General features: G+C 68.3%; 17 protein-coding genes (1 of these 17 only partly in view). 10 read left to right on the forward strand and 7 right to left on the reverse strand.

Translation table 11 applies throughout. From position 1 onward, the window contains the following. A protein-coding gene (locus ACSBPQ_RS14175) for a M23 family metallopeptidase (protein ID WP_442682732.1) crosses the window boundary here: on the forward strand, positions 1–1,223 show its 3' portion. The gene continues 229 nt to the left of window position 1, outside the view; only the last 1,223 of its 1,452 coding nucleotides appear in the window; its start codon lies beyond the left edge, outside the window; its stop codon occupies positions 1,221–1,223. A gap of 73 nt (positions 1,224–1,296) precedes the next feature. Continuing rightward, the gene (locus tag ACSBPQ_RS14180; protein WP_442682733.1) at positions 1,297–2,421 is read left to right on the forward strand and encodes an anhydro-N-acetylmuramic acid kinase; all 1,125 of its coding nucleotides are present in this window, start codon (positions 1,297–1,299) and stop codon (positions 2,419–2,421) included. Between the two features lie 36 nt (positions 2,422–2,457). Here ACSBPQ_RS14180 and ACSBPQ_RS14185 read toward each other — a convergent pair whose 3' ends face one another. From ACSBPQ_RS14185 to ACSBPQ_RS14195, 3 genes are all read right to left on the reverse strand, one after another. After that, positions 2,458–2,688: a hypothetical protein gene (locus ACSBPQ_RS14185; RefSeq protein WP_442682734.1), complete on the reverse strand. Its 231-nt coding sequence runs from the start codon at positions 2,686–2,688 to the stop codon at positions 2,458–2,460. An 86-nt stretch (positions 2,689–2,774) separates the two neighbouring features. Next, positions 2,775–4,304, reverse strand: coding sequence for an AmpG family muropeptide MFS transporter (locus tag ACSBPQ_RS14190; RefSeq protein WP_442682735.1), 1,530 nt, complete (start codon positions 4,302–4,304; stop codon positions 2,775–2,777). Then, on the reverse strand, positions 4,301–5,101 hold the full coding sequence (locus ACSBPQ_RS14195; protein WP_442682736.1) for an exodeoxyribonuclease III: 801 nt from the start codon (positions 5,099–5,101) through the stop codon (positions 4,301–4,303). Before ACSBPQ_RS14195 ends, ACSBPQ_RS14190 begins: the two co-directional genes overlap by 4 nt. A 110-nt stretch (positions 5,102–5,211) precedes the next feature. On the opposite strand from ACSBPQ_RS14195, the gene pyrE reads away from it, so the two are divergent. Beyond that, the gene (gene pyrE / locus ACSBPQ_RS14200) at positions 5,212–5,871 is read left to right on the forward strand and encodes an orotate phosphoribosyltransferase (RefSeq protein ID WP_442682737.1); all 660 of its coding nucleotides are present in this window, start codon (positions 5,212–5,214) and stop codon (positions 5,869–5,871) included. Positions 5,872–5,884: 13 nt separating this feature from the next. Beyond that, complete coding sequence (locus ACSBPQ_RS14205) at positions 5,885–6,586, forward strand: hypothetical protein (protein ID WP_442682738.1); 702 nt, start codon at positions 5,885–5,887, stop codon at positions 6,584–6,586. Between the two features lie 289 nt (positions 6,587–6,875). On the opposite strand, the gene ACSBPQ_RS14210 is transcribed toward ACSBPQ_RS14205, so the two are convergent. From ACSBPQ_RS14210 to coaBC, 3 genes are read right to left on the reverse strand one after another with little or no spacing between them, the layout of a single operon-like run. Further along, a complete protein-coding gene (locus ACSBPQ_RS14210; protein ID WP_442682739.1) occupies positions 6,876–9,233 on the reverse strand; it encodes a phosphomannomutase/phosphoglucomutase in 2,358 nt (785 codons plus the stop codon). A 15-nt stretch (positions 9,234–9,248) separates the two neighbouring features. Beyond that, positions 9,249–9,722, reverse strand: coding sequence for a dUTP diphosphatase (dut, locus tag ACSBPQ_RS14215; protein ID WP_442682740.1), 474 nt, complete (start codon positions 9,720–9,722; stop codon positions 9,249–9,251). Beyond that, a complete protein-coding gene (gene coaBC / locus ACSBPQ_RS14220) occupies positions 9,719–10,957 on the reverse strand; it encodes a bifunctional phosphopantothenoylcysteine decarboxylase/phosphopantothenate--cysteine ligase CoaBC (protein ID WP_442682741.1) in 1,239 nt (412 codons plus the stop codon). The genes dut and coaBC overlap by 4 nt, the downstream gene beginning before the upstream one ends. A 95-nt stretch (positions 10,958–11,052) precedes the next feature. On the opposite strand from coaBC, the gene radC reads away from it, so the two are divergent. The 6 genes from radC (at position 11,053) to ACSBPQ_RS14250 (ending at position 16,957) form a co-directional block, all read left to right on the forward strand. Next, complete coding sequence (gene radC / locus ACSBPQ_RS14225; protein WP_442682742.1) at positions 11,053–11,727, forward strand: RadC family protein; 675 nt, start codon at positions 11,053–11,055, stop codon at positions 11,725–11,727. A gap of 114 nt (positions 11,728–11,841) precedes the next feature. Then, entirely contained in the window at positions 11,842–13,530 is a 1,689-nt protein-coding gene (gene argS, locus ACSBPQ_RS14230) for an arginine--tRNA ligase (RefSeq protein WP_442682743.1), read from the forward strand. A gap of 20 nt (positions 13,531–13,550) precedes the next feature. After that, the gene (locus tag ACSBPQ_RS14235) at positions 13,551–14,402 is read left to right on the forward strand and encodes an SPOR domain-containing protein (RefSeq protein ID WP_442682744.1); all 852 of its coding nucleotides are present in this window, start codon (positions 13,551–13,553) and stop codon (positions 14,400–14,402) included. Between the two features lie 358 nt (positions 14,403–14,760). Beyond that, positions 14,761–15,516, forward strand: coding sequence for an SDR family NAD(P)-dependent oxidoreductase (locus tag ACSBPQ_RS14240; RefSeq protein WP_442682745.1), 756 nt, complete (start codon positions 14,761–14,763; stop codon positions 15,514–15,516). Positions 15,517–15,656: 140 nt separating this feature from the next. After that, positions 15,657–16,313 carry a hypothetical protein gene (locus tag ACSBPQ_RS14245; protein ID WP_442682746.1) on the forward strand — a complete coding sequence of 219 codons (657 nt, stop codon included), beginning with the start codon at positions 15,657–15,659 and terminating at the stop codon, positions 16,311–16,313. 2 nt (positions 16,314–16,315) lie between these two features. Then, the gene (locus tag ACSBPQ_RS14250) at positions 16,316–16,957 is read left to right on the forward strand and encodes a helix-turn-helix transcriptional regulator (RefSeq protein WP_442682747.1); all 642 of its coding nucleotides are present in this window, start codon (positions 16,316–16,318) and stop codon (positions 16,955–16,957) included. A 51-nt stretch (positions 16,958–17,008) separates the two neighbouring features. Here ACSBPQ_RS14250 and speA read toward each other — a convergent pair whose 3' ends face one another. Continuing rightward, positions 17,009–18,913, reverse strand: a complete 1,905-nt coding sequence (gene speA, locus ACSBPQ_RS14255) for an arginine decarboxylase (protein ID WP_442682748.1) — start codon at positions 18,911–18,913, stop codon at positions 17,009–17,011. Positions 18,914–18,990 lie beyond the last annotated feature (77 nt).

The raw sequence follows: 18,990 nt of genomic DNA on the forward strand, positions 1-18,990 counted from the left end.
CCGCCCATTCCACGCTGGCACTGCCGTTGCCGCCGCTGTCGCTGGAGCGGCAGAGCGAGACGCCGGGGGACAGCTGGCAGATCCTGCGGGTGCAGCCCGGCCAGACCCTGAGCACCCTGTTCGAGAGCATCGGCATCCCCGCCACGGTGATGCACCGCGTGCTGGAACATCCCGGCACCCGCAACGTCCTGACCCGGCTGCGGCCCGGTGCCGAGATCGCCTTCGACCTGCCGGTGAACGGCAGTCTGCGCGCCGTGCGCTTCGACCGCGATGCCAACCACCGCGTGGAACTGTCGCTGGAAGGCGAGCAGATCCGCGAGAAGGTCATGGAACGCGTCACCACCTCGCGCACTGTGGTGGCCAGTGGTGAAATCAACAGCTCGCTGTATGCCTCCGCACGCAAGGCGGGGTTGTCACCGGCAGCGATTGCCACGATGACCGACGACATCTTCACCTACGACATCGACTTTTCCCGCGACGTGCAGCCGGGTGACCGCTTCAGCGTGGTGCTGGACGAGACCTGGCGTGAAGGCGAGCGTATCGATACCGGCAAGATTCTGGCGGCGACCTTCCAGACCGGCGGCAAGACCTATACCGGCTTCCGTTTCGAACGCAACGGCAAGGCCGGATATTTCGACGCCGACGGCCGTCCACTGAAGAAGAGTTTCATCCGCTCGCCGATCCAGTTCGCCCGGCTGAGCTCCAATTTCGGTGCCCGCCGCCATCCGGTGCTGGGCCGCATGCGCATGCACAAGGGCGTGGACTACGCCGCCCGTACCGGCACCCCGATCATGGCCGCCGGCGATGCCCGTGTGCAGTTTGCCGGCGTCCAGCGCGGCTACGGCAACACCGTGATCCTGGACCATGGCCAAGGCCACACCACCCTGTACGCGCACATGTCGCGCTTTGGCAAATATCGCTCCGGCCAGCGCGTCAGCCAGGGCGAGATCATCGGCTATGTCGGTTCCACCGGGTTGTCGACCGGGCCACACCTGCACTACGAATTCCGCGTCAACGGCGTGCACCGCAACCCGCTGTCGGTGACGATGCCGCCGCCGGAGCCGCTCAAGGGTGCCGAGCTGGTGGCCTTCCGTGCGCAGGCCGCGCCGGCGATGGCACGTATCCGCGGCGTGGAGGAGGCGATCTACGCCAAGACCGGCGACGACAAGTCCAGCGCACCGGCAACCGTCGCGGCGGCGGCACCGGCCGGCAATCGCGGCTGAGCAGCGCCACGCGTTGACGTCACGGGCAGGGCGCTGGAAGCTTCCCTGCCCGTCTGCTTTCCGGTCCCCCGCAATGACACCCGTCGATCCGCACTCGCCCCTGTTCCTCGGCCTGATGTCCGGCACCAGCGCCGATGGCATCGATGCGGCGCTGGTGCAGTTTCCCGCCGGCGGCGGCTGCCGTTTCGTGCACGGCCACACCCATGACTGGGACCCGGCGACACGCGCGTTGCTGATCGCCCTCGGCCAGGGCGCCGAGCCGCCGTCAATGGATGCGCTGGGCGAGCTGGACGCCCGCGTCGGCATCGCCTTCGCCGCCGCAGCCAACCAGCTGCTGGACGAAAGCGGCGTGGACCGCAGCCACGTACGCGCGATCGGCTCGCATGGCCAGACCATCCGCCACCGGCCACACGCCACCCCTGCCTTCACCTGGCAGATCGGTGACGCCAACCGCATCGCCGAATTGACCGGCATCACCACCGTGGCCGACTTCCGCCGTCGCGATGTCGCCGCCGGGGGCCACGGGGCGCCGCTGATGCCGGCCTTCCACCTGGCCATGCTGGGCAGCGCGGACGAGGATCGTGCCGTGCTCAACCTGGGCGGCATCGCCAACCTGAGCCTGATCGCCCACGACGGCGGCATCCGCGGCTTCGATACCGGCCCGGCCAACGCGCTGCTCGATGCCTGGTGCCAGCGCCATCTGGGCCAGCCCTACGATGCCGACGGCGCGTTCGCGGCCAGCGGCCGGGTCGATGCGGTCCTGCTGGCGAAACTGCAAGCCGATCCGTGGTTCGCGCTGCCGCCGCCCAAGAGCACCGGCCGCGAGCAGTTCCACCTGCACTGGGTGGAAGCGCATTTCGACGGCGCCGCGCCGACACCGGCCGATGTGCAGGCCACCTTGCTGGAACTGACCGCCGCCAGCGTGGCCGATGCGCTGCTCGCACAGCTGCCGCAGGTACGCCGGCTGCTGGTCTGCGGTGGTGGCGTGCGCAATCCACAATTGCTGCACCGGCTGCAGGCACGGTTGCCGGGCGTAATGATCGCTTCCAGTGCCGATCACGGGCTGGACCCGGACTACATGGAAGCGATGGGTTTTGCGTGGCTGGCTCGCGAAACACTGGCCGGCCGGCCGGGCAACCTGCCCAGCGTCAGCGGCGCCTGCGGGCCACGCATTCTCGGCGCGATCCACCCGGCCTGACGGCACCCGGCAAGGCAGTGCCGGGCAGGATGCCGGTCAGCCGAACTCGGCGCCGGCCGGCAGCGCCTGCAATGCATGGATGGCCTCGGACAGCACATCCACCTCCGGGTTTTCGAAACCGCCCCGCACTTCCTGCTCGCCGGCGAACAGCCCCTGTTCCAGCAGGGCCAGACAGGTCTGCTCATGCGTCCAGCCGCGGGCCACCGCAAGGCGGCGGATACGTTCAAGCAGCAGCGGGTCGATATCCCGCAAGATCACATCGGCCATGACCACCACACCGTTGCAGCACAGGTGGATCCCCCGGCGGCATCATAACGGTGCCACCACCCGTTTCAATGTCGACGGCAGCACGATCAGACCGGGCGGGCTCCCTGCGTGGTCGCGTCCACCTCACGGCGCAGCCACCAGGCCATCCACAGCCCGGGAAGCCCCACCACCACCGACACCAGGAAGAACACCTGCCAGCCCCAGGCATCGGCCAGCACCCCGGCGAACGGGCCGACGAATACCCGGCCCAGCGTGGCGAACGCCGACAGCAGCGCGTAGTGGGTGGCGGAAAAACGCGTGCCGCACAGGCCGCTGAGCAGCGCCACGAACGCCGCCGTGCCCATGCCCCCGGCGAAATTGTCCAGGCTCAGCGCGAACAGCAGCAGGCTGTCCATCGGCGTCGGCTGCTCCAGGTGCACGATCAGCAGGTTGAACGCCGGCACTTCCAGCGTTCCCCAGGCGCCGGCACCCTCGCGCGCCAGCAGATAGAAACCGAGATTGGACACCAGCTGCAGCACGCCGAAGCCGATCACCGCGGTGGACAGCCGCAGCCGCAACAGGAAGAAGCCACCGACGATGGCGCCGACGATGGTCATCAGCAGGCCGATGGTCTTGTTGGCCAACCCCACCTCGGCCTGGCTGAAGCCCATGCCCTTGAGCAGAAACGGCGTGGACAGGCTCAGCGCGAAGGCATCACCAACCTTGTACAGCACCACCAGCGCCAGGAACGCACCGGCACCGCGCATGCTGAAGTAGCTGCGCAGCGAGGCGTTGAGCGTTTCGAACGGCACCCGCCGGGTCACGCCCAGCCCCAGCGTCATCGCCGCGGCGATCTGGGTGATGACGAACACCAGCCGCACCCAGCGGTCCTTGCTGTCCGGGTCCAGCCCGATCAATACGAGCAACAGGTGCGCCAGCCATGCCCCCAGTACCACGCCGACCACCAGCGCCAGGAAGCCTTTCAACTCGCCCGTGGCTTTGGACACCGGCGCCTTGAAACGCTCCGGCAGCGCCGGCATCAGCAGCAGCGCGAGCACACCGACTCCGGCCGACAGGCCGGCCATCACCCGGTACACCTGCGGCCAGCTCTGCCACTGTTCGGCCCAGATCAGGGTGATGCCGCCGGACAGCACCATCGCCAGCCGGTAGCCAAGCACCGTCAGCGAACCGCCCAGGCCGCGTTCGGCCGGGGCCAGCAGGTCGGTGCGGTAGGCATCGATGACCACGTCCAGGGTCGCCGACAGGCACGCCACCAGCACCGCCACCGCGGCGAACAGGCCCAGATTGCGCGCCGGCGACAGCGTGCTCATGAACAGCAGCGCCAGGGCCAGTGCGAACAGCATGGTGACGATCCAGCCCCGCCGCCGGCCCAGCAGCGGCAGATCGAAGCGGTCGATCAGCGGCGCCCACAGGAACTTGAAGGTGTAGGGAATACCGATCAGCGACAAAAAGCCCAGCGTCACCAGATCCAGCCCGTCCACCGTCAGCCAGGCCTGCATCGCGCCGCCGGTCAACGCCAGCGGCAGGCCGGAGGCGAAGCCCAGCAGCAGGATCACGAACAGGCGCCGCAACCGCTGCAGCCCGGCCGGCGGGGCTTCCACCACCGCTTCGGTCACAGGGCGTAGTCCACAGTGAACGGGGCGTGGTCGGAGAAACGCTCACCGGTGTAGATCGAGCAATCGCGCAGGCGCTCACGCAGGCCGGGGGTGGCCAGCTGGTAGTCGATGCGCCAGCCGACGTTGTTGGCACGCGCTGCGCCGCGGTTGCTCCACCACGTGTAGTCCTGGCCGTCCGGATGCAGCGCGCGGTAGGCATCCACCCAGCCGCGGCCGCTGGTCGCATCGGCGTGTTCGGGCAGGTCGGCGCACAGCCCGTTCAGCCAGTCGCGCTCCTCCGGCAGGCAGCCGGAGTTCTTCTGGTTGGACTTCCAGTTCCTGATGTCCAGCGCGCTGCGCACGATGTTCCAGTCGCCGCACAGCACGTAGTCGCGGCCGCTGGCCAGCCATTCCTCGAGGATCGGCCGCAACCACTGCATCACCTCGAACTTGAAGCCCTGCCGCAGCTCGCCCGAGGAGCCGGACGGGATATAGAACGACACCACGCTCAGGTTGCCGAAGCGCGCCTCGATATAGCGGCCCTCGTCATCGAACGGCGCCCAGCCCAGTGCGGTGCGCACCTCGTCCGGCTCGCGCCGGCTCCAGATCGCCACGCCGCTGTAGCCTTTCCTGGTGATGGCGTCGCGGTAGAAGCAGTGGTGGCCGTCCGGGCGGAACAGCGCGTCGGTCAGCTGCGCCTCCTGCGCCTTGGTCTCCTGGATGCACAGCACATCGGCCTGCTGGGCCAGGAACCATTCCGAAAAACCCTTGGTGGTGGCCGAACGGATGCCGTTGGCGTTGAAACTGATGATCCGCATGAAAAACCACTGACTGCTCCGGGACGGCACAGCATAGCGCCCACCCCAGCATTCGCCGAAGCCATGCATTAACCTAGGCGCCTTCAATAGACGACAAGAAACTGCATCACATGAGTGACCACCGTTCCCGCTTCCTGCAGCTGGCGCTGAATGCCGACGCGCTGCGCTTTGGCCAGTTCACCCTGAAGTCCGGCCGGGTAAGCCCGTATTTCTTCAATGCCGGCCGTTTCGACACCGGCCTGGCGCTGGCCCAGCTGGGCAACTGCTACGCCGATGCCATCGATGCGGCCGGCATCGCCTTCGACCAGCTGTTCGGCCCGGCCTACAAGGGCATCCCGCTGGCCACCGCCATCGCCTGCGAATATTCGCACCGCGACCGCAACCTGCCGCTGACCTTCAACCGCAAGGAAGCCAAGGATCACGGCGAGGGCGGCAGCCTGATCGGCGCCGACATGGCCGGCCGCCGCATCCTCATCGTCGATGACGTGATCACCGCCGGCACCGCCATCCGCGAGGCGCTGGCCATCATCCGCGAAGCCAACGGCATTCCCGCCGGCATCGTGGTGGCACTGGACCGCCAGGAAATCGCCTCCGAGGACGACCGCCGCTCGGCCGCGCAGGCCGTGGCCGCCGAAACCGGCATCCCGGTGATCGCCGTGGCCAATCTGGCCGACCTGCTTGCATTCGCCTCCGGGAACCCGGAACTTGTCGGCTACCGCGAACCGTTGCTGGGCTACCGAGCCCGCTACGGGAGCAATCCGACAGGCTGAGCAGGGGGCTGCCATGGTGCCGAATCCGTCCACGATCGCCGCGTTGCTGGTGCTGGCCGCACTGGCCGCGCCGGCATCAGCGCAGAACCGGGCCGACCCCGGCAAGAAGCTGTATTGCTGGAACCAGGGCAACGAGCGCATCTGCTCGGACACGCTGCCGCCGGAAGCGGTGAACAGCGCGCGTGAGGAATTCAACGCGCGCAGCGGTACCCGCAGCGCCGAGATCCAGCGCGCGCTCACGGCCGAGGAGCGCGCCGATGCCGCCCTGGCCGAAGCCCAGGCCAAGGTCGACGCGGCCACGGCGGAAACCCGCAAGCGCACCGAACAGGCGATGCTGGCCACCTACGCCAGCGAGGACGACCTGCGCCGGGTGTTCGCCGAACGCACCGATATCGTCGACAACAACATCAACACCGCCGTCTACAACGTCGCCAGCCTGCGTGAGGCACTGGCCGCACAGCTGCTGTCGGCCGGCAACAAGGAACTGGCCGGGCAGAAGGTGGCCGACAAGCAGGCCGCCGACATCCGCCAGCGCCATACCGAACTGCTGGCCCAGCTGCGCCTGCAGCGCGCGTTCGAGCAGCAGCGCAAGGCGATGGAAGTGGAGATCGCCGAAAGCCTGGCCCGCTACCGCGAGCTGAAGGGCATTCCGGCACCGGCCGATGCCACTGCCACGCCGCCGGCAACGCCCCCTGCCGTGCCAGTCCAAGGCTGAATCACAGGGCAGCAGGCAACAGGACGAAGCGACCTCCGGGTCGCTTTTTTCATGCCCCGGCTTCCGTCCCGCACATCGGCGGCTACCGCGACCGCCACCGGCGGAGGTGCAGGCCCCCAGGAGCGGCCACCTCGCCGCTCTCTTTTTTTCCGGGCCACGCGTCGCCGCCGGCCGGGGGACTGCGGGGCGGTGACCGGGTGCGGTCGTGCCCCAAGGTTGGCTATCCGGCAATTGGAAAGGCCGCCCGCGTTGTCCGCGGACGGCCCCGGTTTCCAGCCTGGTACGCCGATCAGAACGGCAGTTCGGTACCCGCCGGCAACACCTGCTGCAGCTGCTCGCGGAACAGCGCCTTGATCCGTTCCAGTCCAGCCTCGTCGTTGGCCTCGAAGCGCAGCACCAGCACCGGGGTGGTGTTGGATGCACGCACCAGCCCCCAGCCATCGTTGAAATCGGCACGCAGGCCGTCGATGGTCGCCAGCCGCGCACCGGCGAACGCCGAGCCTTCCACCTGCGCCTGGGCCTGCACCGCCGCGGTGATCAGCGCCACCAGCGCATGCGGGGTGCCGTCTTCCACCGCCACCTTCAGCTCCGGCGTGGACACCGCATCGGGTAGCGCGTCCAGCACCCCGGCCGGGTCGTCCTCGTGCTGGGCGAGGATTTCCAGCAGCCGCGCCGCCGCGTACAGGCCGTCATCAAAGCCGTACCAGCGCTCCTTGAAGAAGAAATGGCCGCTCATCTCGCCGGCCAGCTCGGCATCGGTCTCGCGCATCTTGGCCTTGACCAGCGAATGCCCGGTCTTCCACATCATCGGGCTGCCGCCGTTGCGCAGGATGTAATCGGACAGCTTGCCGGTGCATTTGACGTCGTAGATCACCATCGCACCGGGATTGCGCATCAGCACATCGGCGGCGAACAGCATCAGCAGGCGGTCGGCGAAGATCACCTTGCCGTCCCTGGTCACCACGCCGAGGCGGTCGCCGTCGCCGTCAAAGGCCACACCCAGGTCGGCATCGAAACGCTTCACCGTCTGGATCAGGTCTTCCAGGTTGTGCGGCTCGCTCGGGTCCGGATGGTGGTTCGGGAAGCTGCCATCGACATCGCAGTACAGCGGGATGACCTCCGCGCCGATGGCTTCCAGCAGCTGCGGCGCCACCGCCCCGGCCACGCCGTTGCCGGCATCGGCCACCACCTTGAGTGGCCGGTCCAGCTGCACGTCGTCGGCGATGCGCTGGATGTAGTCGTCGATGACCTCGCGCTGCTGCAGGTCGCCCGGGCTGTCGGCGCGCTGCAGGCGGCCTTCCTGGATACGCCGGTACAGATCGGTGATGGCATCGCCGGACAGCGTCTCGCCGCCGACCACGATCTTGAAGCCGTTGTAGTCCGGCGGATTGTGGCTGCCGGTCACCACCACGCAGCTGCCGGCGCGCAGGTGGTAGCCGGCGAAATACACCACCGGCGTCGGTGCCAGACCGATATCGATGACATCGCAACCGCTGCGGCGCAGACCCTCGATCAGCGCCTCGGCCAGCTCCGGCCCGGACAGGCGGCCGTCACGGCCGACCACCACCTCGCGCAGGCCACGGTCCAGCACCTCGCTGCCGATGGCCTGGCCGATCAGCGTGGCGACCCCGGCATTGAGCTCGGTGCCCAGCACGCCGCGGATGTCGTAGGCACGGAAGATACCGGCCTGCACCGCTTCGGTGCCGGGCTCGAGAACCGCGGCCGCAGCGGCCGTGCGCGGGCTCTCCACCACCGGCAGCGGCTCCTGCTGCAGGGCTTCGCCCAGGGTGAGGCCCTCGTCCTGCCCGTCTTCGCCCTTATTGCGCAGCGCCGGCAGCTTCGCCAGGCGCTTGCGCCCCAGCAGCAACAGCAGCGCCGTGGCCAGCAGCAGCGCCGCCACCAGCGCGCACGGGACCACACCCAGTCCCAGCGGGCCTGCACTGACATCAGGCAACTCGGCCACTACCCGCAGACCGGTGTCGCCGGCCGGACGCGCCAGCGCATCGGCACTGCCGCCGAGCGCGGTATTGCCTTTCTGGACGACGGTGAAGCCGCCTTGGCGCAGGCCGAGAAAAGCGCTGTCCGGGGAATTGATCGCATCGAACACGGAACTCAAGCGGGTCAGCGGCTGGCGGATGTAGACCACCGCGGCGGCATCGCCCAGCTGCACCGGGGCGGCCAGGCCGAGCCGCGGTGCATTGTCATCACGCACCACGCGGGCGACCGGCTTGCCCTCAGCCAATGCCAGTTCCAGCAGCGCCAGACGTGAATAGCCGAAGGCCGCCGGATCGGCGTAGGCCGGGGCCAGATCGGCCTCCAGCACCTGGGCATCTTCGACGCCGTTCCAGGCTTCACGCACCGCCAGCGCCGCGGCGCCCGCATCGCCAGCAGCCAGTGCCGCCCTCACCGGCTCGCCCTCGAGCTGCGTGGCGAACTGCTTCAGCTGCGGCTGTACCGCCTCCTGCACGCCGCTTACGGCCGCATCGCGCGACTGTTCCAGCGCGGCGCCGGTCCCGGCCTGGCGCCACTGGCTGAAAGCACTCCAGCCGAACCAGCCGGCCAGCAACAGCAGCAACACCGCCAGCAACAGCGGCGTCGAACGCCCCGGCGCCATGCGCAGGCGGCGGCTCTCCTTACCTTGGCTCATCCCGTATTCCCCCTGTCAGCGCACTCCGGTGTGGCCGAACCCACCCGCTCCACGCGCACTGTCGACGAAAGTATCCACTACCTGCAGCGCAACGCGGGCGATGGGCATCACCACCAGCTGCGCGATGCGGTCGCCCGGCTCGATGGTGAAGGCGTCACGGCCACGGTTCCACACGCTGATCAGCAGCGGTCCCTGGTAATCAGCGTCGATCAGGCCGGTGCCATTGCCGAGCACGATGCCGTGGCGATGGCCGAGCCCGGAGCGCGGCAGCACCACCGCGCACAGGTTGGGGTCGGCGATATGGATGGCGATGCCGCTGGGCAGCAGCGCCGCATCGCCCGGCTGCAAGGTCATCGGCGCCTCGATCGCCGCGCGCAGGTCCATGCCGGCGCTGGCTTCGGTGGCGTAGCCCGGCAGCGGCCAGTCATCGCCAAAACGCGGGTCCAGCAACTTCACCTGCAACGGCTGCAGCGTGGCGTCCTTGCTCATGCATCCAACCTCTCGGCAATCAGGTCCAGCAGCTGTTCGGCCAGCCGGGTCTTGGCGGTGCCCGGGAACTCGCGCTGGCCGCCGTCCCAGTAGGCGATGGCGGCATTCTGGTCACTCTCGAAACCGCCACCGGCAATGCCCACCTGGTTGGCGATGATCAGGTCCAGCTGCTTGGCGACCAGTTTCCCGCGCGCGTACTTCTCCACGTCGTGGGTTTCGGCGGCAAAGCCGACCACCAGTTTCAGTGCCTGCCGCTGCGCGGCGACCTCGGCCAGGATATCCGGCGTGCGCACCAGCTCCAGCGTCAGTATCTGGCTGTCGGCGGTCTTTTTCAGCTTCTGCGGCGACACCTGCCGCGGCGTGTAGTCGGCCACCGCGGCGGCGCCGATATAGATGTCCGCCGGCAGCGCGGCCAGCACCGCCTCGCGCATCTGCGCGGCCGAGCGCACGTCGATACGGGTCACGCCGGCAGGCACCGGCAACTGCACCGGCCCGCTGACCAGCGTCACCTGCGCGCCCTGGCGGGCGGCGGCGGCGGCCAGCGCATAGCCCATCTTGCCGCTGGAACGGTTGCCGACATAGCGCACCGGATCCAGATCCTCATAGGTCGGCCCGGCGCTGATCAGCACCCGCAGGCCGTCCAGGCGACCGGGCGTGGCGAGGTTGGCCGCCAGCGCGGCGATGATCGCCGGCGCCTCGCTGACCCGGCCAGGACCGGATTCACCCTCGGCCAGCGGGCCGTCCTCCGGCCCGATCACCTGCACCCCGCGCTCGCGCAGCACGGCCATGTTGGCCTGGGTGGCCGGGTGCAACCACATGCGGTGGTTCATCGCCGGACACACGGTCAGCGGCGCGGTGGTGGCCAGGCACAGCGTGGTCACCAGATCATCGGCATGGCCGTGCGCCAGCCGTGCCAGCAGATCGGCGGTGGCCGGGGCGATGACGATGCGGTCGGCCCAGCGCGCCAGCTCGATATGGCCCATGGCCTGCTCGGCGCCGTCATCCCACAGCGTGGTGCGTGTCGGATTGCCGGACAGCGCCTGGAAGCTCAGCGGCGTGACGAACTGCTGCGCGCCGGCCGTCATCGCCACCTGCACCTGGGCACCGGCATCACGCAGCCGCCGCACCAGTTCCAGCGATTTGTAGGCGGCAATCCCGCCGCCCACGCACAACAACAGCCTCTGTCCTTCCAGCGGCCGGGAGGGCGCCTGGAAACTCTGGGGAAAGCCGGTCACGGGGAAATTTCCTACCTGCACAAGAATGTTTAGCTTACCCGAAGGCATGGCCCCGACCGATCCCATCGCAGCGCTTCCCCGGCCACGCTGAAGCCATGCATATCCGTGACTGGCCCACCGCCGAGCGTCCCCGCGAGAAGCTGCTGGCCCATGGCGCGAGCATCCTCTCCGATGCCGAGCTGCTGGCGATCTTCCTCGGCTCCGGCCTGCGCGGGCGCGATGCGGTGCAGACCGCACGCGAACTGCTGCAGGTCCACGGTCCGCTGCGGCAGCTGCTGGACCGCAGCGCCGATGAGCTGGCGCAGCTGCCGGGATTGGGCCCGGCACGTGCCTGCAAACTGCGGGCGGCACTGGAACTGGGCCAGCGGCATCTGGCCGCCGACCTGCAGCGCGGCGCCGCGCTGAGCGATCCGACCTCGGCCGGACGCTATTTCTCCCAGCGCCTGCGCGCCCGCCCGCATGAGGTCTTCGCCGCGCTGTTCCTGGATACCCGGCACCGGGCACTGGCTTTCGAAGAGCTGTTCCAGGGCACCATCGATGCGGCCGAAGTGCACCCGCGCGAGGTGGTGCGGCGGGCACTGGCACACAACGCGGCGGCGGTGATGATCGGCCACAACCACCCTTCGGGAAATCCCGAGCCTTCCGCCGCCGACCGGGCGATCACCACGCGCCTGCTGCAGGCGCTGGCGCTGGTCGACATCCGCCTGCTGGACCACTTCGTGATCGGCGACGGCACGCCGGTCTCACTGGCCGCGCGCGGCTGGATCTGAACAGAAACCCGCCATGCCTTGACATACCTGACCGGAAACCACACCTCCGCGGCAGGGCAACGGTTTCATTGCTCAGGTAAAATGCGCAGTTCCGCGCTTCAAGCAGACCTCCACGTGAAAGCCCAACTCCGCGCCCTCATCGGCCAAGGCATCGAAGCCTTGCGCGCCAACGGCACCCTGCCTGGCGACACCCTGCCGCCGGATTTCGTGGTCGAACGACCCAAGACCCGCGAACATGGCGACTTCGCCACCAACGCCGCGATGCTGCTGGCCAAGGCCGCACGCAGCAACCCGCGCGCCATCGCCCAGGCGCTGGTGGACGCGCTGCCGGCCAGCGACGACATCGCCAGCGTCGAGATCGCCGGCCCGGGTTTCATCAACTTCAAATTCGCGCCGGTGGCCTACCAGCGCGAGGTGCTCGGTGTGCTCAAGGAAGGCACCGATTACGGCCGCAACCTGGGCGGCAACGGCCGCACCGTGGGCGTTGAATATGTCTCGGCCAACCCGACCGGCCCGCTGCACGTCGGCCACGGCCGCGCCGGGGTGATCGGCGACTGCATCGCCCGCGTGCTCGAGGTCAACGGCTGGAACGCCAAGCGCGAGTTCTACTACAACGATGCCGGCGTGCAGATCGAGAACCTGGCCAAATCGGTGCAGGCCCGTGCCCGTGGCTTCAAGCCGGGCGACGCGCAGTGGCCGGCCGAAGCCTACAACGGCGAGTACATCGCCGACGTCGCCAACGCCTACCTGACCGGCCAGACCGTGGAGCTGGAAGGCAGCCAGGTGGTCGGCGCCAAGGATGCCGAGGACATCGAGGCGATCCGCCGCTTCGCCGTGGCCTACCTGCGCAACGAGCAGAACCTGGACCTGGCCGCGTTCGGCGTGGATTTCGACATCTACTTCCTGGAAAGCTCGCTGTACCGCGACGGCAAGGTCGAAGAGACCGTCGCCCAGCTCAACGCTTCGGGCCACACCTATGAGGAAGGCGGCGCGCTGTGGCTGCGCTCGACCGATTTCGGTGACGACAAGGACCGCGTGATGCGCAAGTCCGACGGCACCTACACCTACTTCCTGCCGGACGTGGCCTACCACCTGAGCAAGTGGCAGCGTGGTTACGAGCGCGCGATCACCGAGCTGGGCGCCGACCACCATGGCTCGCTGGCGCGCGTGCGTGCCGGCCTGCAGGCGCTGGACGTGGGTATCCCGCAGGGCTGGCCGGAATACGTGCTGCACCAGATGGTGACGGTGATGCGCGGCGGCGAGGAAGTGAAGCTGTCCAAGCGGGCCGGCAGCTACCTGACCCTGCGCGACCTGATCGACGAAGTCGGCGCCGATGCGGTGCGCTGGTTCCTGGTCGCCCGCAAGCCCGATTCGCAGCTGACCTTCGACATCGACCTGGCCCGCCAGCAGAGCAGCGACAACCCGGTGTTCTACGTGCAGTACGCGCATGCGCGGGTGTGCTCGCTGCTGCGCCAGGCCCAGGAGAAGGGGCTGGAGTACAAGCAGGCCGATGGCCTGGCCGCGCTGTCCACGCTGCAGGATGGGCTTTCGCTGGAACTGATGAACGAGATCTCGCGGTATCCGGAAGTGGTGGAAGCAGCCGGCGCCGCGCTGGAACCGCACCAGATCGCGCAGTACCTGCGTGAATTGGCGCACGCTTTCCACACGTGGTATCACGGGACGCCGGTGCTGGTGGACGACAACGCCGAGCGCAATGCCAAGCTCGCGCTGGCCTGCGCCGCACGGCAGACACTGGCCAATGGACTGGGCATCCTGGGCGTCAGTGCCCCGGAAAAGATGTAATCGCAGGAGATACGGCAGACATGGCAGCTCGACGCGGCAAAACCCAGGCGCGACGCAACAGCGACAACGGCACGCCCGGCTGGGTATGGCTGGTGGCCGGCGTGGCGATCGCTGCCGTGGTGTTCCTGGCGGCCCCGGACCTGTTCAAGAAGGACGGCGACGGTTTCCTGCGGGTGGGTCCGCAGCCCAATCCGGACGCGCAACCAGCACCGGTGGCCGATGCCGACCTCGACGCCGGGGTGGCCGTGCCGCGCCCGGCACAGGCGGCCACCCAGCCTGCGGACAAGCCCTCGACCCAGTACGACTTCTACACCCTGCTGCCGGCAACCGAAGTACAGATGTCCGATGCCGAACTGGCCGCCAGTGCCAAGGCCGAGGAACAGCGTCGCGCCGCCGCCGAGCGTGCTGCCGCGGCGGCCGCACCGCCGACCGAGGCCCAGCGCGCGCAGGCCGCGCTGGAAGGACGCCCGGTCCCGGCGGCCTTGCCGGCGCCGGTGGATGAAACCGCCCCACCGGCACCGACCCGCGATACCCGCGAGCGCACGCAGCCGGTGGCCAGCACCGCACCGGCCACGGCCACGCCTGCGACCAGCACCCCGCCGCGGCCGACCGCCACGGCGGCGGCACCGGCGGCGGAGAACGTGCGCTACATCCTGCAGGCCGGCGCCTTCGGTGCCTCCGGCGATGCCGAGGCCACCAAGGCCAAGCTGGCGATGATGGGCCTGTCCGCCCGCGTGGAGTCGGCGCAGATCAACGGCAACACCGTCTACCGGGTGCGCATGGGCCCGTACGGCAGCGCCAGCGAACTGGCCGAAGCCAAAGCCAAGCTCAACGGCAGTGGCCTGCAGGCGATGGCGATCAAGGCGCAGTAACACCGCTGCAGGCGGTGTTACCCCAAAATTTGCTTCGCAAGCTCTGGGCCCCGTGCCCATTACACCCACAACCCCGCGCCTGTCGGCGCGCCCCCTTAACTAAAGGGGGCTATGCGACTATTGGTTCGCGGGTGGCTTCTGGAACATCAGAGCCCCGATATCGGTTGATGTCGGGGCTCTTCCTTGTGCGCTTGTAGCCCGGGCAAGCGGAGCGCACCCGGGACTTTGCCCGTCTGCTTGCTCGAGATTGTCTGTTTGCGACGTTCATTCCCCTGCAAGCAGCCCCCTCCCCACATTTCCATACCGCCATCGTCCCCACAGTGCGAAAATCCCGCTCCCCTGCCCCAAGGATTCCGCCATGTCCAAGACCGTCCTGATCACCGGTGCCACCTCCGGTTTCGGCGCAGCCGCCGCCCGCCGCTTTGCCGCCGCCGGCTGGAAGGTGGTCGCCACCGGACGCCGCGCCGAACGCCTGCAGCCGCTGGTGGACGAGTTCGGTGCCGGGCACGTGCACGTGGCCGCCTTCGACATCCGCGATGCCACGGCGATGGAAGCGGCACTGGCGGCCTTGCCACCGGCGTTCGCCGCCATCGACCTGCTGGTCAACAATGCCGGCCTCGCCCAAGGCACATCGGCCGCCCAGCACGCCCGCCTGGACGACTGGCGCACGATGATCGACACCAACATCACCGCGCTGGTCACCCTCACCCACCGCCTGCTGCCGCAGCTGATCCAGCAGCGCGGCGCCATCATCAACGTCAGCTCCACCGCCGCCATCCACCCGTATCCGGGCGGCAACGCCTACGGCGGCACCAAGGCCTTCGTCAGCCAGTTCTCGCTCGGCCTGCGCTCGGATCTGCACGGCACCGGCGTGCGCGTGACCACCCTCGAGCCGGGCATGGCTGAAACCGAGTTCACCCTGGTCCGCACCCATGGCAACCAGGCCGCCAGCGACCAGCTCTACAAGGGCGCCAACCCGATGACCGCCGAGGACATCGCCGAGCAGATCTTCTGGATCGCCAACCTGCCACCGCACCTGAACATCAACCGCCTGGAAATCATGCCGACCAGCCAGTCCTTCGCCGGCTTCCAGGTGGCGCGCGACCCTGCCTGACCGGCGCAGCCCGCGTGCGAAGGCACGGCCAGTTCCTTGAAACCGTTGATATACAGTCTTTACACATAGGTTGATTGCACACTCTCTGGGCCCTTGCTGGAATGGACCCGTCGCACTCCGCGACAGACGGGAGAGCTGCAATGAACACCTGCCGGTTTCTGTTGGCCGCCAGCACCCTGACCTTCGCCTTCGCACCCGCCCTGGCGCAGACGCAGGCGGCGCCACCCCATCCCACGCACGCCGAAGCCAGCGCCACGCCTGCCGCACCGCAACTGCAGGCCGCGCTGCGGCAGCTCTGGCTGGGCCATGTCACCCATACCCGTGAATACACCTTTGCGGTGAAGGCCGCCGATACCGCCGCGGCCAACCGTGCCGCGCAGGCCGTGGTACACAACGCGCAGCAGCTGGCCGATGCCATCGCCGGGTTCTATGGCAAGGCCGCCGGCGAGAAGATGCTGGCCCTGCTCGGTGGCCACTGGAGTGCGGTGAAAGCGTTGACCGATGCCGGCGGCAAGAACGACAAGGTCGCCACCAACCGGGCGATGATCGCGCTGATGGACAACGCGGGTGAAATCGCGATCTTCCTGTCCGGCGCAAACCCGTATCTGCCCGAAGACGCGGTGCGGGGCCTGCTGGTCGCCCATGGCGGCCACCACCAGGCACAGATCCATGAAGTGATGAAGGGGGATCTGGCGGGCGAGGAAACGACCTGGGCACAGATGCGTACACATATGGATGTGATCGCCGACGCGATGGCGGGTGCCCTCGCCCGGCAATTCCCCGACAAGGCCCATTGAGCATGGGCCGGCTGCAGCGGTTGGGCGGCACCCAGCAACGGCTGCTGCGCCACCTGTTGCAGCATCCGTCCGGGGCCGGTGTGGAAGCCCTGTGTGAACGCTTGCGGATCAGCCACAACGCGGTCCGCCAGCACCTTGCCGCGCTGATCGGCCATGGCTGGGTACAGCGCTGCGCATCCCAGCCCAGCGGCGGCCGGCCACAGGCCCGGTTCCAGCTGACCCCGCAGGGCCGCGAACTATTCCCGCGCAACTATGCGCAGATCTCCAGCGCGCTGCTGGAGGAAATGACACGGCGTCTGGGCGCAACCGAGGTGTCGGCCTTGCTGGTATCGCTGGGAAGCCGGCTGGGCGCCGGTCATGCCGATCGTCCCGATGGCACCGACGTGGCGGCCCACCTCGCCGCGCAGCTGGACCAGCTCGGCTACGAAGCCCTGGCAGTCGACCGCAACGGCGAGCGCGAGATCGAGGCGTTCAATTGCGTCTTCCATGCCCTCGCCGCCCAGCAGCCACAGGTCTGCCAGTTCGACCTGGCGTTCATGGAAGCCGCCTCCGGGCACCGCATCCGCCACATGGAGTGCATCATCCGCGGCGGCGGCGTGTGCCGTTTCCGTATCGGTGAAAAGCTGCCGCAGCCATCTGCGTAGCGGGATCACAGCGCGCTGCGCTCACCCCGGACAGAGGTGAGCGCAGGCCACTCAGAGGTGCGTCAGCGGCTCATCCGAAAGGTAGGTATAACCGGTCAGGCCGGCTTCCAGCGCGGCGTCCAGTTCGGCGGCGCGCTCGGCCGGCAGGTTGGCCGCGGCGACGCGCTGGCGGTAGCTGGCGCGCAGGTCGTCGAGGCTGTAACCGACGTAGTCGAGCATCACGTCGGTGGTGTCGCCACGACGCTGCTGGGTGATGACGTAGCCATCGGCATCGGCCACCACCTCCACCGCATCGGTATCACCGAACAGGTTGTGGATGTCGCCGAGGATTTCCTGGTAGGCACCGACCAGGAAGAAGCCGATGCGGTAGCTCTCGCCGTTGCGCAGCGCGTGCAGCGGCAGCGAGCTGTCCAGGCTCTCGTTCTCGACATAGGTCTCGACCATGCCGTCCGAATCGCAGGTCATGTCGGCGATGATGCCGCGGCGTTCGGGGCGCTCGTCCAGGCGCTCGATCGGCACGATCGGGAACACCTGGTCGATCGCCCACACGTCGGGGATCGATTCGAACACGCTGAAGTTGACGAAGTACTTGTCCACCAGCCGCTCGTTGAGCTCGTCCAGCACCGGGCGATGGCTCTTTTCGTCGTAGCTCAGGCGCGCACGCACGCCGTGGGCGATGGCGTAGAACAGGTCGTCGATGCGGGCCCGTGCGGTGAGGTCGATCTGGCCCAGCGCATACGCAGCCAGCCCTTCGGCATGGAAGTGCTGCGCCTCCTGAAACAGCTCCACCGCCGGACGCTGGTCCAGCTCGTCATGGATCTCGCGCAGGTGGCGGATCGCGGCCGGTTCGTCGTCATGCGCTTCCGGCACGCGGCCTTCGGCGGCCTGCTCCACTTCGGCGACATTGGCGATCAGCACCGCGTGGTGGGCGGTCATCGCGCGGCCGCATTCGGTGACGATGCGCGGCGGGGTCAGCGCGTGTTCGGCGCAGGCTTCGGCCAGCGGCTGCACGATGTTGCTGGCGTAGGCGTTCAGCCCGTAGTTGATCGAGCAGAAGCTGCGCGAACGGGTGCCTTCATAGTCCACGCCCAGGCCGCCGCCGACGTCGACATGGCTGATCTTCGCCCCCAGCCGCGAGAGCTCGACGAAGTAGCGGGTGGCCTCGCGCATGCCGTTGGCGATGTCGCGCACGTTGGAAATCTGACTGCCCATGTGGAAGTGCAGCAGGTTCAGGCAGTCGGCGTACTCGGTGTCGCGCAGGCTCTTCCACAGGTCCAGCAGCTGGCGTGGGGACAGCCCGAACTTGGCCTTGTCACCGCCGCTGTTCTGCCACTTGCCCGCACCCAGCGAGGCCAGACGCATGCGCACGCCGATGCCGGGTTTCACGTCCAGCGCCTTGGACTCCTCCAGCACCAGTTTCAGCTCGGAGGGCTTCTCGATGACGATGTAGGTCTGCAGGCCGAGCTTGCGGCCGATCAGTGCCAGACGGATGTATTCGCGGTCCTTGTAGCCGTTGCAGACGATCAGCCCACCCGGCCGGCTCAGCGCCAGCACCGCCATCAGTTCCGGCTTGGAACCGGCTTCCAGGCCGAAACCCTCGCCGTGATGGCTGGCCAGGGTACCGGCCACGCCGCGATGCTGGTTGACCTTGATCGGATAGACCGCGGTGTAGCCGCCCGGATAGTCCCAGTCCGACTGCGCCTGCGCGAAGGCCGCCTGCAGCTTGCCCAGGCGCTGCCCGAGGATGTCCGGAAAGCGCACCAGCAGCGGCAGCTTGGCACCCGCCGCGCGCGCCGAATCGACGATCTTCGGCAGCGAAACCACCGCGCCCTCCACGCCTGCGGGGCGCACCACGATATGCCCGGCGGCATCGACGTCGAAGTACCCGTCGGACCAGTGCGGAATCGAATAGGTCTTGCGGGCCTGGTCCAGGGACCAAGTACTGCTGGAAGTCATGGCTTTTCGCTATTTCTGGCGCGTGGCGACGCATTCTTCATTGCCGTTGCGGGAACCCCGGTACGGCGTGGACGCGC

Source organism: Stenotrophomonas sp. JC08 (genome assembly GCF_052180205.1).
Taxonomy (GTDB): Bacteria; Pseudomonadota; Gammaproteobacteria; order Xanthomonadales; family Xanthomonadaceae; genus Stenotrophomonas.